The organism is Pseudidiomarina salinarum (assembly GCF_000753715.1).
GTDB lineage: Bacteria > Pseudomonadota > Gammaproteobacteria > Enterobacterales > Alteromonadaceae > Pseudidiomarina > Pseudidiomarina salinarum.
Genome location: NZ_JPER01000004.1, coordinates 201,758 through 217,194, shown reverse-complemented (window position 1 = coordinate 217,194; position 15,437 = coordinate 201,758). Strand labels below are relative to the sequence as shown.

The window sequence follows — 15,437 nt, the reverse complement described above, 5'->3', positions numbered from 1 at the left end:
TCGACCTCGTGTTATAATCAGAGGGTACGATTATAAACCAAATCCTATAAACATGCATGCATGTATGTATATGGACAGGATTCTAGTCAATCAGCAAAAAAGGATGAATTTATGGCGCAAGATATTGACCAGCGTATGGTACTTGATGCGTATGAGAAAATTCATGAGCATGGCGAAGCCAAACAAGGCAAACATGTGCTTAACGACATCACCGCGTCGACCGATCACGATGGCTACCGGGTTTATCTGGAGGGTTGTAATGTGAAGCTGACGGTTAATTTCCATAGCTCCTACAATCTGGATTATAAAACAGAGCATGACCTGGATCGCTTCCTGCGTCGCCTGGAAGATATCAGTAAGGACTACCATAAGCCTGGCCGTAACGAATGAAGCACATCAAAGTCTACAGTGCGGCGGAAGAAGTCGCCCACGCCCTGACTCACGGTATTGGCGCCATCGCCAGTATCGTGGGTCTGGTATTTATGATCATATGGGCGAACGCCTATGGTGACACCTGGCACCTGGTCAGCGTCTGTATCTACGGTGGCAGTCTGATCCTGCTGTATTTAGCCTCAACCCTTTATCACGCGTTTCCCTGGCCGCGGGTGAAAGCCTTTTTCCAGCAGATGGACCATGCCGCCATCTATGTGCTGATTGCCGGCACTTATACCCCTTTCGCGCTGGGTAATTTGCGCGGTCCCTGGGGCTGGTCGCTGCTGGCCGTGGCCTGGACCATTGCTATCGTCGGCGTAATTGTTGAGTTAAGCGGCAGTAAACGCAAAGAATGGTTGTCGCTAACCCTGTATCTGGGGATGGGCTGGATGGCGGTCGTGGTGATTAAACCCATGCTGGGTACCGTTGAATTGTCGGGCTTATTGTTATTGCTCGCCGGCGGCCTGGCCTATACTTTCGGCGTTATTTTTTATGTCTGGAAGTCGCTGAAATACCACCACGCCATCTGGCACCTGTTTGTGCTTGCCGGTAGTGTATTGCACTTCTTTTCCGTGTTCTTTTATGTACTGCCGCAACCGGATCTACTCTGATGCTGGTACCCGCCAATCTGAAATTTCGCTGGTTCTTAATCAGTGCCGGCGTCGGGGTCATCCTGACCATAATCATTAGCGCCATCCTTACTCAGGTAGCTACTTCCCGCCTTGAACATCAGGTCGGCAGCGGCCTTGGTGAGGTCGCTTATCAGATGTCAGATAAGCTTGAGCGGGGCATGTTTGAGCGCTACCGCGATATGCAGGTGGCGGCTACCCTGATTGAGCAGATGAGCGTGCGGGAAGATTACCTCAGTGAAATTGACGCCATGCTGTCGATGCTGCAGCAGTCGTATCCCTATTATGCCTGGATTGGCGTGACCGATACAGAAGGCGTGGTAAAAGTCAGCACGGGTGGCTTGCTCGAGGGGGAAGATGTCAGCGCCAGGCCTTGGTTCAGGCAAGCCCGTGATAACTATTTTATCGGCGATGTGCATGGCGCCTTGTTGCTTGAGCAAAAGCTCAATCCTGACAGCGAGCAGCCGCTACGCTTTGTTGATGTGGCGATGCCGCTGCATAACAAGCAAGGCGAGTATATCGGTGTAATTGGCAGCCATCTCGACTGGACCTGGGCCGAAGAAATGCGTGCCTCAATTGCGCCATCGCTGGAAAACTACGATGACGCTGAATTACTGATTGTGAGTTCCGAAAGGCTGGTATTGCTGGGGCCGCCAGAGCTTCGTGAAAAACCGCTACCGCTAAATCTGAGCGAGCAGCTGAGAACCAATAATTATGCTGTTGAGACGTGGCCGGATGGTAATCAGTACGTAACCGGTTATGCGGAAACCACGGGTTACCGCGAATATGAAGGACCGCGCTGGCAGATTCTGGTACGGATCCCGGTATCCAGTGCCTTCGAACCCATTGAAGCATTGCGGGTACAGGTACTGTGGATTGGGTCGGGTATCGCGTTAGTACTGGCACTAGTGGGCTGGCTTAGTGCGGAACGCATGGCGCGGCCACTGGCTAATATCAATAAGCGACTTGAACGTGAAATGCAGGAGCGCACGGCAGAACTGCAAACCACCAATGCCCGGCTGGAGCAACTGGCCACCACCGACTCACTGACCCGGCTGGCGAACCGGCGGGCCTTACTGGTCGGTGCTGAAGCCATGATGGAGCGCGCAGCCCGCAAAGACATGCCGCTGGCAGTGCTGATGCTGGACCTGGACTACTTCAAGAAAATTAACGACAAATACGGCCATGCCGCGGGTGATGAGGTACTGGAGAGCGTCGGCCAGCTGTTATCCAGCACCGTACGACAAATTGATATCGCGGCCCGTACCGGTGGTGAAGAATTTACCATCTTGCTGGAAGACAGTACCCTGGAGGGCGCAGTACTGGTCGCCGAGCGGCTGGTGCAGCGAATGCAGCAGCTATATTTTGGTGCCGATGGTGAAAGCTTTAACGTGACGATGAGTATCGGCGTGACCATGTGGGAGCCGGGTGAGCGTATCGATAAAACCTTTGCGCGGGCAGACGCCGCTTTATATGAAGCCAAACAAAAAGGCCGTAATCGGGTGATTACGGCCTAATCAGTTTCTTACCTTTCAGTGACCCGTGTCAGTGGCAGCTTAGCTGCGGCTGGCGCGCTTACGGTCGTTTTCAGTCAGCAGACGCTTACGGATACGAATCGACTTCGGCGTTACTTCTACCAGCTCGTCATCATCGATAAATTCCAGTGCCTGTTCCAGAGTCAGGCGAATCGGCGGTGACAGCGTCAGCGCATCATCGGTACCAGACGCACGGACGTTGGTCAGCTGCTTACCTTTCAGACAGTTTACCGTCAGGTCGTTGCCACGGTTATGCACGCCGATGATCTGGCCTTCATAAACTTCATCACCGTGAGAAGCCATCAGTTTACCGCGCTCCTGCAGGTTAAACAGGGCGTAGGTCAGCGCTTTACCGGTGGCGTTTGAAATCAATACGCCGTTCATGCGCTGGCCAATACGGCCGCCTTTGTGCGGACCATAATGGTCAAAGGTTTTGTACATCAGGCCAGAGCCAGACGTCAGTGTCATGAACTCAGTCTGGAAGCCAATCAAACCACGGCTTGGTACGGTAAAGTCAACGCGTACGCGGCCTTTACCATCTGGGGTCATGTTGGTCATTTCCGCTTTACGGATACCAAGCTTCTCCATGACCGAGCCCTGATGTTGCTCTTCGATATCCACAGTCAGGTTTTCGAACGGCTCTAAGGTAACGCCATTTTCTTCCTTCAGGATAACTTCCGGGCGTGATACGGCTAATTCGAAGCCTTCACGACGCATGTTTTCAATCAGGATACCTAAGTGCAATTCACCACGACCTGATACACGGAAGCGATCCGGGTTGTCGGTTTCATCAACACGCAAGGCTACGTTGTGCTTGAGTTCGTTTTGCAGGCGCTCAAGGATCTGCCGTGAGGTCACGAACTTACCTTCTTTACCCGCGAACGGTGAGGTATTGACCTGGAAGGTCATGGTTACTGTCGGCTCATCAACGGTCAGTGGCGGCAGCGCTTCAACGGCGGTGGTAGCACAGAGGGTGTCAGAGATTTTCAGCTCACCTAAACCGGTTACCGCGATAATGTCGCCGGCGCTGGCTTTGTCGGTCTCAATCCGGTTCAGACCCAGGTAACCAAATACCTGCGCGACTTTGCCGTTACGCTTGCTGCCGTCAGCACCAATGATAGTGACCTGCTGGCCAACTTTAATTGAGCCACGCTTGATGCGGCCGATACCGATGAGGCCCACGTAGCTGGAGTAATCCAGCTGCGAGATCTGCATCTGTAACGGACCGTCACGGTCAGCGTCAGGTGAGGCAACTTTCTCAATAATGGTATCAAACAGCGGGGTCATATCGCCGCCCTGGTTCTCATGTTCCAGCGTCGCGAAACCGTTCAGCGCTGAGGCGAACACAATCGGGAAGTCCAGCTGTTCATCAGTGGCGTTCAGGTTAACGAACAGGTCAAATACCTGATCGACAACCCAGTCAGGGCGTGCGCCCGGACGGTCAATCTTGTTGATAACCACAATCGGCTTCAGGCCGTGCGAGAACGCTTTCTGGGTAACGAAGCGCGTTTGCGGCATCGGGCCGTCAACAGCGTCAACCAACAGCAGTACCGAATCGGCCATCGACAGAACCCGCTCAACTTCACCGCCGAAATCGGCGTGGCCCGGAGTGTCCAGGATGTTGATGCGGTAGTCTTTGTAATTCAGCGCAGTGTTTTTCGCCAGAATCGTGATACCACGTTCTTTTTCGATATCGTTCGAATCCATGATGCGTTCTTCCGCATCACCACGACTTTCCAGCGTGCCGGATTGTTGCAGTAGTTTATCAACCAGGGTGGTCTTACCGTGGTCAACGTGAGCAATGATCGCAATGTTGCGAAGCTTGGAAAGTTCAGTAGCTGGGATAGTCATTAATTAAAAAGCCTGTAAAACGCGAGAGGGAACCAAGATTGGTTAAAATAGCGGCGCATTATACTCTTTCTGGCGGAGATAAGAAAGCATTATCCATTTAGCCCCTCCAGTCGCCAATAATTGCACTATACTGGTGCGTAAGATGCGCTATAATGGTGCAATAAGCGGGTGCCGATACGGCCCCAAATCGCGGGCAAATAACTAAGCCCATAAAAACTAAGCGTATTAGCGATCTGGCACAGCCTTTGCTTTAAGTCGGTGCAGCAACTACATTTAGCTAAGCTAACAAAATTCATCGACAGCTCGATCGTGGAGGATCACATGTCAACACCACAAGAAGTAATGGAATTTATTAAAGAACATGAAGTTAAATTCGTTGATTTGCGCTTTACCGATACCCAGGGTAAAGAGCAACACGTGACGATCCCACTGTCGCAGATTAACGAAGAGTTCTTTGAAGAAGGCAAAATGTTTGACGGCTCGTCCATCGGCGGCTGGAAAGGCATTAACGAATCCGACATGGTGCTGATGCCTGACTGTGATTCGATTGTGCTTGACCCCTTCACTGACGAACTGACCCTGAACGTGCGTTGCGACATCCTTGAGCCAGATACCATGCAAGGCTACGACCGCGACCCGCGTTCAATCGCCCGTCGCGCCGAAGAATACCTGCAAAGCGCCAACATCGCTGACGCCGCCTTCTTTGGTCCGGAGCCAGAATTCTTCCTGTTCAATGATGTGCGTTTCCACACTGACATGAGCGGTTCGTTCTACAAAATCGAAGCCGAAGAAGCTAAGTGGAGCTCAGGTAAAGAATACGCCGAAGGTAACCTGGGTCACCGTCCAAGTGTGAAAGGCGGCTACTTCCCGGTACCACCAGTTGATTCCGCGCACGACATCCGCAGCACTATGTCCACAGTAATGGAAGACATGGGCCTGGTAGTTGAAGCCCATCACCACGAAGTGGCGACTGCAGGCCAGAACGAAGTGGCCACGCGCTTTAACACCCTGGTGAAAAAAGCCGACGAAATTCAGGTCTACAAGTATGTGGTGCACAACGTTGCCCATTCATACGGCATGACCGCGACCTTTATGCCGAAGCCTCTGGTTGGCGATAACGGTTCAGGCATGCACGTGCATATGTCACTGATCAAAGACGGCAAGAACCTATTTGCCGGCGACCAGTACGGTGGCCTGAGCGAAATGGCGCTGTTCTACATCGGCGGTATCATCAAACACGCCCGTGCCATTAACGCCTTCTCAAACCCGGCCACCAACTCGTACAAGCGTCTGGTGCCAGGTTTTGAAGCCCCGGTGATGCTGGCTTATTCAGCCCGTAACCGCTCAGCCTCAATCCGTATCCCGATTGTCGCCAGCGCCAAAGGTCGTCGTATCGAAGTACGCTTCCCGGACCCGGCCGCTAACCCGTACCTGTGCTTTACCGCCCTGTTAATGGCTGGCCTGGACGGTATCAAGAACAAGATCCACCCTGGCGATGCCATGGATAAAGACCTGTACGATCTGCCGGCGGAAGAAGCCAAAGAGATCCCAACGGTCTGTCATTCACTGGAAATGGCGCTGGAAGCACTGGATAAAGACCGTGAATTCCTGACCCGTGGCGGTGTCATGAGTGATGAGATGATCGATGCCTACATCAATCTGAAGATGAAGGAAGTCATGAAACTGAAAATGACCACGCATCCGATCGAATTTGATCTCTACTACAGTGTCTAATCTGGTATAAACCGGGTTAAACGCTTATAAACGAAAGAAGGAGTGACCATGAGTAAGCCAGCTACATATTCTGTCTTGCTCTGGTCAGCTCTGCTGCTGACCGGAGCCTCAGTTCTGTTGACTGCGCCCGCCGACAGCCAGCAAGTGTATAAAAAACGCAAAGCCGACGGCACCGTGGTGTACACGGATAAACCGACGGCTGACGCCGAAGCTATCACCGTGGATCCCATGGTGACCGAATTTGATATTCCCCCCCAGTTATTGCAAAGCCGCCCAACGGAAACCGAAGACGCTGAAACCTATGAGGGTGTCGAAGTGGATGTGCGCATTCTCACCCCTGAGCCGCAGGCAGCCATCCGCGCCAATGATGGCGAGATCCGCGTAAGCTGGGAGGCAGACGTGCGTAACCTCGACGGTTACCCCATCTATCAGCTGCGGCTGGATGCCGAGCCGGTGTATGAAGGCCCGGCCACCGAAGTGCTGCTGCGTGACGTCGCCCGTGGCGAACGGCGGTTGCAGGTAAGGGTGCTGGCGCCGAACCGCGAAGAACTGGCGCAGACCGACACCATTGAAGTCTATGTGCTGCGCGCCTCGATCCTGTCGCCGGCGCTGAATAACAATAACCAGGGTACTGGTGGTACCAATTAATGGGGCAGGCAACGAGTTGCACCAATTTGGTGCATCCGCATCTGGATACCCTGATGACCGGCGTGGTCACGCTGGACCAGCATTTGCATATCAGCTATATGAACGCCAGCGCCGAAAGTATTCTCGACGGCAGCCTGCGCCGGCTGAACGGCGTGCCCTTTTTCAGTCTGTTCAGTTACACCAGCCTGGACCCGGCCATTCTGCGCCACGCCCTGCAGGACGAACAAAGCGTATCGGACAGCGACGTCAGCCTGATTTTTCATGATGGCCATCGCATCACCATTGAGTTTGTGGCCCAGCCACTGCGCGGGCAGGATGGCGATCTTCAGATTTTGCTGGAGCTGCGGCAGGTGGATCAGATCCGCCGCATTAACCAGGAAAACTCTCAGCAACAGCAGCTGCACGCTGCCCACAGCATGATCCGCGGCCTGGCCCACGAAATCAAAAATCCGTTAGGCGGCTTGCGTGGTGCCGCCCAGTTGCTGGCCGGTGAACTGCAAGACGCTGGCTTGCACGAATATACCGATCTTATTATCAGCCAGGCCGACCGGCTGCGGAATCTGGTGGACCGGATGCTGGGTTCACACCAGTTGCCCGAGCGCAAACCCCATAACCTGCACGCGATACTGGAACGGGTGGTGCAGGTGGCGCAGCTCAGTACCGGCAAGGCGATTAACTGGCAGCGCGATTATGACCCCAGTCTGCCGGATCTGACCGCCGCCGGCGAAGGCCTGGAGCAGGCGTTTCTGAATATCGTGATGAATGCCTGCGAAGCCATGGATAATTGCGGCGCGCAACAGGGCACATTAACCATCCGTACCCGCATTATTCATCAGCAGACGATTTATGGTAATCGCTACCGGCATTGTGCGCTGGTGGTGGTGGAAGATACCGGCTGCGGCATCCCCGAGCCAATCCGCGATACGCTGTTTTATCCGATGGTCAGTGGCCGCGCCGGCGGCACCGGGCTGGGTCTGTCGATTGCCCAGAACATCATTCACCAGCATGCCGGCAAAATCGAAGTGCAGTCGGAACCGGGCCATACCCAGTTTCTGCTGTATCTGCCTTATGCCGAAACCCTAAGTTCCGGAGGGCAGCATGGCGCTGAGTGATGACAGCATCTGGATCCTTGATGACGACAGCTCTATCCGCTGGGTGCTTGAGCGGGCCCTGCAACGCGCCGGGCTGACCAACCGCAGTTTTGCCAGCGCCGCGGAACTGTACGAGGCACTGAAAACCGCGCAGCCCCGGGTGCTGCTGACGGATATCCGCATGCCCGGCGATGATGGCCTCAAAGTGCTGGAATTTGTGAAGCGCGAACACCCGCAACTGACGGTGATCGTAATGACCGCCCATTCGGACCTCGACTCAGCAGTCAACGCGTTTCAGGGCGGCGCCTTTGAATACCTGGCCAAGCCCTTTGATCTGGACGATGTGATTCACACCCTCAGCCGTGCCCTACAGCGTACCCCGGCCCCCGCCGACGAGCCGGTAGCGGCGGTGGATCAGGTCAGCGGTATTATCGGCAACGCGCCGGCGATGCAGGACGTATTCCGTGCCATCGGCCGGTTGTCGCACTCCAGCGTTACCGTATTGATTAACGGTGCCTCGGGTACGGGTAAAGAGCTGGTGGCGCGGGCGCTGCATGACCACAGCCCGCGCGCGCGCAAACCTTTTATCGCGCTCAATATGGCGGCGATTCCGTCGGATCTGGTCGAATCCGAGCTGTTCGGCCATGAAAAAGGCGCTTTCACCGGTGCCACCCACCGCCGTCATGGTCGCTTTGAACAGGCCCATGGCGGAACCCTGTTCCTGGATGAAATTGGCGACATGCCGCTGGCGGTGCAAACCCGCTTGCTGCGGGTGCTGGCCGAAGGGCAGTTTTACCCGGTGGGCAGCTACCAGCCCGTCAAAGTGGATGTGCGGATCATCGCCGCCACCCATCAGAACCTCACCGAGCGTGTGGCGCAGGGGCTTTTCCGCGAAGATCTATTGCATCGCCTGAATGTGATCCGCCTGCAACTGCCGACACTGGCCGAGCGCCGCAGCGACATTCCGCAGCTGGCGCGGCACTTTCTCAGGCGCGCTGCTGATGAATTAGGAGGCGCGCCTAAACGCCTGAGCCCGGCCGCAGAAGCGCGGCTGAGTGCCGCGCCCTGGCCGGGCAACGTGCGGCAACTGGAAAACATGTGTCGCTGGCTGACGGTGATGGCACCCGGCGACGTAGTGGATGTCAGTGATTTGCCAGACGAACTTGGCGAACCTCTGGGCGAACCTCTGGCCAAGGGCGCGGTCGAAGAATATGACTGGCAGCAGGCATTAAAACGAGCGCTCAGCCGGCAGTTGGCGAACGGCGAGCAGGATATCCTGCAGGAGCTGGTGCCCGAGGTGGAACGGCTGGCACTTGAGTTAGCGCTGGAAGCTACCGGCGGCCATAAACAGCAGGCCGCCCACCTACTTGGCTGGGGCCGCAACACCCTGACCAGAAAGCTGAAAGAGTACGTAAAAGTTAAGTAAACCCGCTATCTATTCGCTGCGCTCTTTACATAATGCTTAAGCTGTAAATGACAAATACCAGGATTTTAGGATGAGCAAATTACTACTTGTTGATGATGATGCTGAGCTAAGCGCCATGTTGGAGCAGATACTCACCAAAGAAGGTTACCAGCTGACCCTGGCGGCAGACGGCGAGATTGGTCTGCGCCGCGCCCTGAGCGGCTCCTATGATTTGATTTTGCTGGACGTGATGTTGCCCGGTATTGACGGCTTTCAGCTATTGCAGCATCTGCGGCAGCAAGCCCGCAGTACGCCGGTGATCATGCTTACCGCCCGTGGCGATGACGATGATCGCGTTGCCGGCCTCGAACTGGGCGCCGATGATTACCTGCCTAAGCCTTTTAATCCCAAAGAACTGCTGGCGCGCATCAAAGCTCTGTTACGGCGCACCCCGAATACTTCGGTAACGCCCGAGTTGATAGACTATGCCGGCTTTTTTATTAACCCGGTCGATAACGAAGTGCGGGTTGATGAAACCCCGCTGGATTTAACGCCAACCGAATTCGATATCCTGCGCACCCTGGTGCAGGCCGCCGGCCACGTGGTTAGCAAGAATCAGCTATCGGTAGCGGCACTGGGCCGGCAACTGGCGCCATTTGACCGCAGCCTGGATGTGCATATCAGTAATATCCGCAAAAAAATCGCGGTAGATCCGGAACGTATCCAGACCGTCCGTGGTCGTGGTTATCGCCTGCTGAAGCTGGCTTAGGCTGACAATGGGCACCCGCTGGTATCAGTCTCTGTCGCTGCGGCTGCTGCTCATGTTCTGGGCGCTGCTGTTTGCGGTGGCCAGCTCGGGTTATGTGCTGGGCTTATGGTTCAGTAAGCCCGCCGAACCCACCCCGGTACCCGAAGACGTCTACAATAGCCTGACCCCGTTACTCTCCGATTCTGCCACCTTTCAGTCGCTCAGCCCGGGCCGGCTGCTGGCTGGCAACTACCGGGTGGCCGCCACCGTGGCGCCGACCGGGCCAGAACGCCTGCAACTGGATGCCACCCTTGCCACTCGGCACCAGCGCCTGCTGATCCGGCAGCTCGAAGCCGAAAGCGCACAACAGCTACCGGTCAGTAATTTTATGTTGCTCGGGCCGTTCCGGCAGGGCGATGCCAGTATTCTGCTGACCCGGCCACTTAATGACGCCGAGCGTCAGCAACAGGTGCTTTCTGAACAGCAAGCCCAGGAAGCTCAGACGCTGGCACTGTTAATCGGTAGCGGGCTTATCGCGATTCTGCTTGGTGTATGGCTGGTGCGACCGCTGCGTCAGCTCACCTACGCCATGCGCGATATTGCCCGGGGCGGCGATGTACCGGATTTAAAACGCCTGCCCCAGCGCAACGACGAACTGGGCGAGCTGGCCCGGGCAATGCATACCACTGCCCACGATCTGACGGTATCCCGTGATGCCCAGCGCCGCTTACTCAGTGACGTATCGCACGAATTACGCTCACCGCTGGCGCGCATGCAGGTGGCGTTGATGCTCAGCCATGATGAAGACGAACAGGCCAATAACCCCCATGTGGCGCAGCTGAACCGTGATCTGGACCGGCTCGGCGCCATTATTGAACGCATCCTGTCGTTGTCACGGCTGGAAAACGGTCTCGTGCATTTATCTACCACCGAGCTGGATACCCGTGAACTGGCGGAACAGCTGGTGGCTGACTTAACCTACGTTGACGCGGGCCATGGCAGTCGCGTTAAGGTGCTGCCCGAAGCGCCGGCACGCGGTGACTGGCCGGTTATTTACTCCGATGCCGAGCTGCTGCGGCTGGTGCTCGAGAACCTGGTGCGCAACGCGCTGCAATACAGCGGCGGCCCGGTAGAGCTCAGCTGCCAGCGGCAGGACCATGAATATATTATCGCCATTCGCGACCATGGTGAGGGCGTGCCGAAAGAGCAACTGAAAAAACTCTTTATGCCGTTCTTCCGCGGTGACCCGTCGCGCCATCATAAAGCTGGCGTGGGCCTGGGGCTGGCCCTGAGTCTGCGCGCCGCCAAAGTGCTGGGCGGCAGCGTCGAGGCACGCAATCACCCTGATGGCGGGCTGGAAGTCTGTGTTAAACTTCCTGTAGAAGAACCAACCGAATCCGACTAACAGAGAGAGAGAGCTGAAGGTGTATCCCGGCGATGATGATGCCCAGTGGCGTCAGTTTCACGAGACCACAGTAGCGCCGTTCTGGCACGAACACGTCCAGCCCAGACAGCTGCAATGCGAAGACGATATCTCCGTGCACTGGTATCTGTATGTACCTGACAGTGCCCGCGGATTAATCCTGATTAGTCCCGGCCGGCTTGAAGCCGCGCTGAAATATCAGGAATTACTCTGGCAACTGGCGCAGCAAGGATATGCCGTCGCGATTCTTGATCACCGCGGGCAGGGGCGTTCTGATCGGCTGAGCGACCACAGCCACCACGGCCATGTGCACCATTTTGATGATTTTGTGAATGATTTCGCGAAGTTTGCCGAAGCGGCCGGCAATGAATGCCCCGAACTGCGGCAGTACCTGCTGGCGCACTCCATGGGCGGCGCCATCGGCGCACTGTATCTTGCCCGGCACCGGCACCACATCCACCGCGCTGTGCTCAGCGCCCCCATGTTCGGCATCTATACACCCGGCCGGCCGCGCTGGCTGGTTAGTCTGATCGCCCGCACCGGAACCCTGCTCAATCGCCTGCTGCAGCCCAGCCGGCCCTGGTATTTCTGGGGCATGTCGGATTACCGGGAAGTCCCTTTTGCGGAGAATGATCTCACCCAAAGCCCGTCGCGTTACCAGCTGTTCCGCGATCAGTACGCCAAATACCCGGAGCTGCAACTCGGCGGACCCACCTACAACTGGGTCGATCAGGCCCTCAACGCCACGCGCCGCGCCCTCACCGAAGCCCCCAAAATCAAGATCCCGGTGTTATTACTTCAGGCGGGGGCTGACACCGTCGTGTGCCAGGCGGCACAAGAGCAAATCATGGAGCGGTTCCCGCATCCCGACAGCCGCATCTTACGGATTAAAGGCGCCCGGCACGAACTGCTTATTGAGCAGGATCGCTATCGTCAGCCGGCTGTGAAGGCGATGCTGGAGTGGTTTCAGACGGATTGACTATTTATCCCGAACTACAGAAGCCGGATCCATATGGATAATCACGTCGGTATCTTCGAAGAGGTCCCGCACCCGGCGCTCGGCATGATCGGCAATATCATGAGCGGCGCGCAGCGATAGATCGTCATCCAGCTCCACATGGCACTGAATGAAGCGGGTTGGCCCGGCACCGCGGGTACGCAGGTTATGCAGTCCGAGAATACCGGGGGTTTCCTTGATGGTCTTCACGATGCGCTCTTTTTCGTCATCGGGCAGCTCACGGTCCATCAGCGACTGAAAGGCACCCCAGCCGATGCGCACCGCGCCCACGCCCAGATAGATGGCAATCAGCACCGCGAACAAACTATCCACCCAGTACCAGCCGTAGGCACTCAGCAGCAGCGCCGCGATAACCGACGAATTAAGCAGTAAATCCGATTTAAAGTGCAGGGCATCAGCAGCAATGGCCGATGACTGGGTATGCTTGACGGCGATCCGCTGCAGCAGTACCAGCGCCAGCGTCAGGGCAATGGCGAAAATCGACACATAGATACCGATTTCCGGCTGCTGCACCGCCTCGCCTTCTACCCACTGCTCAGCACTGTGAAACAGCAGCAGCGTTGCCGAGCCGATAATCAGCGCCGATTGCATCAGCGCCGCCATGCATTCGGCTTTGCCATGCCCGAAACGATGCTCTTTATCGGCAGGCACCACTGCATAGCGCACCGCGAAGAAAGTGAAGAGCGACGCCACGCTGTCGAGCAAGGAATCCGTCAGCGATGCCAGCATACTGGCCGAGTTGGTCATAAACCAGGCGCCCAGCTTCACCAGGATCAGCGTTAGCGCCACCGACACCGAAGCGCGGGTAGCCAGCTTCACCCAGAACGCATAGTCGCGGTTCTGGTAGTTCTTACTCTGAAGTTTGGCTAAAGCTTTACGCATGAATTAATCCGTCTGGTTAGGATGATCCACTGAAATTATGCTGGCGCCAGGCCTCGTAGCTGATGATAGCCACGGCGTTAGCCAGATTTAACGAGCGATTATTCGGCATCATCGGGATGCGGACGCGCCGGGCCGGATCAATCTGATCCATCACCTCAGGCGGCAGCCCCGCGGTCTCGGAGCCAAACAGCAACACATCATCAGCGGCATAATTGACATCAGTGTAGGATACCTTGCCTTTGGTGGTGCAGGCAAAAATCCGTCGCCCCGCCATCGCCTCAGCAAAAGCGGCAAAATCAGGATAGCGGGTGACGCGGCTTAGATCATGGTAGTCCAGTCCGGCCCGGCGGAGTTTCTTCTCCTCAAAATCGAAACCCAGCGGCTCGATCAGATGCAGATGGCAACCGTTATTGGCAGCCAACCGAATGACATTGCCGGTGTTAGCGGCCATCACCGGCGTGTGCAGAGCAATATGAAACATAGTCGTGGTCGAACTCGCCATCAGGGATCAGGTTGCACTTCAGCGCGGACTTCAGGCGGCAGGCTGAACAGGAATTTGGAGCGCTCCAGTTCCACCGCGTTATAAATCTCGGCGATCTCGCCCGAGGCCACCATTTTGCGCATGCGTAGATCAAACCAGGCTTTCATGTCGCGACCACGCGGGGTGTCCTGAAAGGCCATGTGAATGGGCAGGCTGCCGTGCAGCGGCAACTGTTTGTAGGGGTAATCCATCCAGTCCGGCATGTTCTCGCGATAATTCACCACCGCGCCAATGCGGGTGCCTTTATCCAGCATGGCAAAGCAGTCCAGGCTGTTGTTGGCATGGTAGTAGGACAATCCTTTGGGCAGAAACTCATGGTAACCGTAACCGGCCACATGGCAGACCGGGCGTTTCAGAATCCCGGCTTTCAGGCGCTCCATGGCTTCATCATCCAGTGTGAAGGCATACAGCGGGCGGTCATAATCAAAGTGCACTTCGGACACAATGGCGTTCGAGGGCTGGTGGCCGGCGTATGAGCCAACCAGAATATCAAAACGCTGTTCGCTCAGGCCCAGAATAGCGCGCTGATAGGTGTTGGCATTGAGTTCAAGTTCATCAGAGACCGGGCCAAAAATGCGTTTGATGATTTCCCAGTACGCACCGGAGCCATTGAGGTTGGTGTAACGGCGCCAGTAACCGGCAGTGGCAGACACCTCACCAAATTCAGGTGGTGCTTTAAAATGCGGGCCTGGCAGCGAACTGGCATCGTGTTCGCGCATCAGCTCAACCGTACGGCCTTCTTCGTGCATGCGGTTGAGGATAGCCTCCAGCTGCGGAATCAGGTCAGCATAGTTCTTATGCAGATAGTGGTAGGCGATGTCGCTGTTAAACGGCACTTCAATCAGGTGCCGGTTTTCGGTTAAGCCCAGTTGCTGCGCTTCAAAGTTATTGAGGATAATGGCTTTAACGCGTTTGTTCTCAAACAGTAAGTAAAGCTGTTCCAGATCCACCGCCTGCACGGTCGGGCGCTGATAGTCGTGCTTTTTCAGCAGATTCTCGATGCCCTGCATGCCGCGGATATAGGCCAGGTTCTCAATATCATCCAGCGAGCAGACCCCGCACTCACGGCGATCGGCAATCAGCACCAGCTGGAAAGCGAACAGCGGAAATTCGACCCGGCGCAGATTGGTGTATTTTTCCTCCAGTCCGTGCAGGCGACCTAACTCACCGGCGATGCGGCCATTGTTGGCTTCAACCAGGCTGCGGGAGCGGGGCATTTCGACATATTTCAGCGGGATCCCGAGTTCGGCGTAAGCTTCTTCGAGTACCGCAAGAACGTAATTGGTCAGCGGGCTGGGTTCAGGGGCGCGGAACACCAGTTCTTCAGGTGCCACCAGCGGCGGCTGCGCACGAGCGGACTGGGTTGCTGCAAGTGTCAGCACCAGTAATGTAGCTAAGCCTGCAAGCGATGTAAGTCGTTTCAAAGCGCGTTATCCGGAATCAATAGTAGCTAAAGTATAGCAGTTCGCGGTACGAAAATAACCAGCTAAACTTTATGGC

General features: G+C 55.9%; 14 protein-coding genes. 10 read left to right on the top strand and 4 right to left on the bottom strand.

The annotated features are described in order from the left end of the window. The first annotated feature begins 111 nt into the window (after positions 1–111). The 3 genes from IDSA_RS08610 to IDSA_RS08600 are packed head-to-tail and all read left to right on the top strand — an operon-like array spanning position 112 to position 2,578. On the top strand, positions 112–390 hold the full coding sequence (locus IDSA_RS08610; protein ID WP_034776007.1) for a DUF3081 family protein: 279 nt from the start codon (positions 112–114) through the stop codon (positions 388–390). Then, positions 387–1,043 (top strand): PAQR family membrane homeostasis protein TrhA, encoded by a 657-nt coding sequence (gene trhA, locus IDSA_RS08605; RefSeq protein WP_034776004.1) that lies wholly within the window; start codon positions 387–389, stop codon positions 1,041–1,043. Before IDSA_RS08610 ends, trhA begins: the two co-directional genes overlap by 4 nt. Beyond that, a complete protein-coding gene (locus tag IDSA_RS08600; protein WP_034776002.1) occupies positions 1,043–2,578 on the top strand; it encodes a sensor domain-containing diguanylate cyclase in 1,536 nt (511 codons plus the stop codon). Before trhA ends, IDSA_RS08600 begins: the two co-directional genes overlap by 1 nt. A gap of 39 nt (positions 2,579–2,617) precedes the next feature. On the opposite strand, the gene typA is transcribed toward IDSA_RS08600, so the two are convergent. Next, on the bottom strand, positions 2,618–4,447 hold the full coding sequence (gene typA, locus IDSA_RS08595) for a translational GTPase TypA (RefSeq protein WP_034776001.1): 1,830 nt from the start codon (positions 4,445–4,447) through the stop codon (positions 2,618–2,620). 321 nt (positions 4,448–4,768) lie between these two features. Here typA and glnA point away from each other — a divergent pair, with 321 nt between their 5' ends. The 7 genes from glnA (at position 4,769) to IDSA_RS08560 (ending at position 12,475) form a co-directional block, all read left to right on the top strand. Further along, positions 4,769–6,181 carry a glutamate--ammonia ligase gene (gene glnA / locus IDSA_RS08590; protein ID WP_034775999.1) on the top strand — a complete coding sequence of 471 codons (1,413 nt, stop codon included), beginning with the start codon at positions 4,769–4,771 and terminating at the stop codon, positions 6,179–6,181. Between the two features lie 48 nt (positions 6,182–6,229). Beyond that, on the top strand, positions 6,230–6,829 hold the full coding sequence (locus tag IDSA_RS08585) for a DUF4124 domain-containing protein (protein WP_034775996.1): 600 nt from the start codon (positions 6,230–6,232) through the stop codon (positions 6,827–6,829). Beyond that, on the top strand, positions 6,829–7,941 hold the full coding sequence (gene glnL / locus IDSA_RS08580) for a nitrogen regulation protein NR(II) (RefSeq protein ID WP_051986194.1): 1,113 nt from the start codon (positions 6,829–6,831) through the stop codon (positions 7,939–7,941). Before IDSA_RS08585 ends, glnL begins: the two co-directional genes overlap by 1 nt. Next, a complete protein-coding gene (gene ntrC, locus IDSA_RS08575) occupies positions 7,928–9,346 on the top strand; it encodes a nitrogen regulation protein NR(I) (protein ID WP_034775994.1) in 1,419 nt (472 codons plus the stop codon). Before glnL ends, ntrC begins: the two co-directional genes overlap by 14 nt. Before the next feature lie 70 nt (positions 9,347–9,416). Then, positions 9,417–10,094 (top strand): response regulator transcription factor, encoded by a 678-nt coding sequence (locus tag IDSA_RS08570; protein WP_034775991.1) that lies wholly within the window; start codon positions 9,417–9,419, stop codon positions 10,092–10,094. A 7-nt stretch (positions 10,095–10,101) separates the two neighbouring features. Next, the gene (locus IDSA_RS08565; protein ID WP_034775989.1) at positions 10,102–11,478 is read left to right on the top strand and encodes a sensor histidine kinase; all 1,377 of its coding nucleotides are present in this window, start codon (positions 10,102–10,104) and stop codon (positions 11,476–11,478) included. A gap of 19 nt (positions 11,479–11,497) precedes the next feature. Beyond that, positions 11,498–12,475, top strand: a complete 978-nt coding sequence (locus IDSA_RS08560; protein WP_051986193.1) for an alpha/beta fold hydrolase — start codon at positions 11,498–11,500, stop codon at positions 12,473–12,475. Here IDSA_RS08560 and fieF read toward each other — a convergent pair whose 3' ends face one another. The 3 genes from fieF to IDSA_RS08545 are packed head-to-tail and all read right to left on the bottom strand — an operon-like array spanning position 12,476 to position 15,361. Beyond that, positions 12,476–13,396, bottom strand: a complete 921-nt coding sequence (gene fieF / locus IDSA_RS08555; RefSeq protein ID WP_051986192.1) for a cation efflux pump FieF — start codon at positions 13,394–13,396, stop codon at positions 12,476–12,478. A 16-nt stretch (positions 13,397–13,412) separates the two neighbouring features. Next, the gene (locus tag IDSA_RS08550; RefSeq protein ID WP_034776223.1) at positions 13,413–13,877 is read right to left on the bottom strand and encodes a tRNA (cytidine(34)-2'-O)-methyltransferase; all 465 of its coding nucleotides are present in this window, start codon (positions 13,875–13,877) and stop codon (positions 13,413–13,415) included. A gap of 20 nt (positions 13,878–13,897) precedes the next feature. Beyond that, positions 13,898–15,361, bottom strand: a complete 1,464-nt coding sequence (locus IDSA_RS08545; protein ID WP_034775987.1) for a type 2 periplasmic-binding domain-containing protein — start codon at positions 15,359–15,361, stop codon at positions 13,898–13,900. Positions 15,362–15,437: the final 76 nt, after the last annotated feature.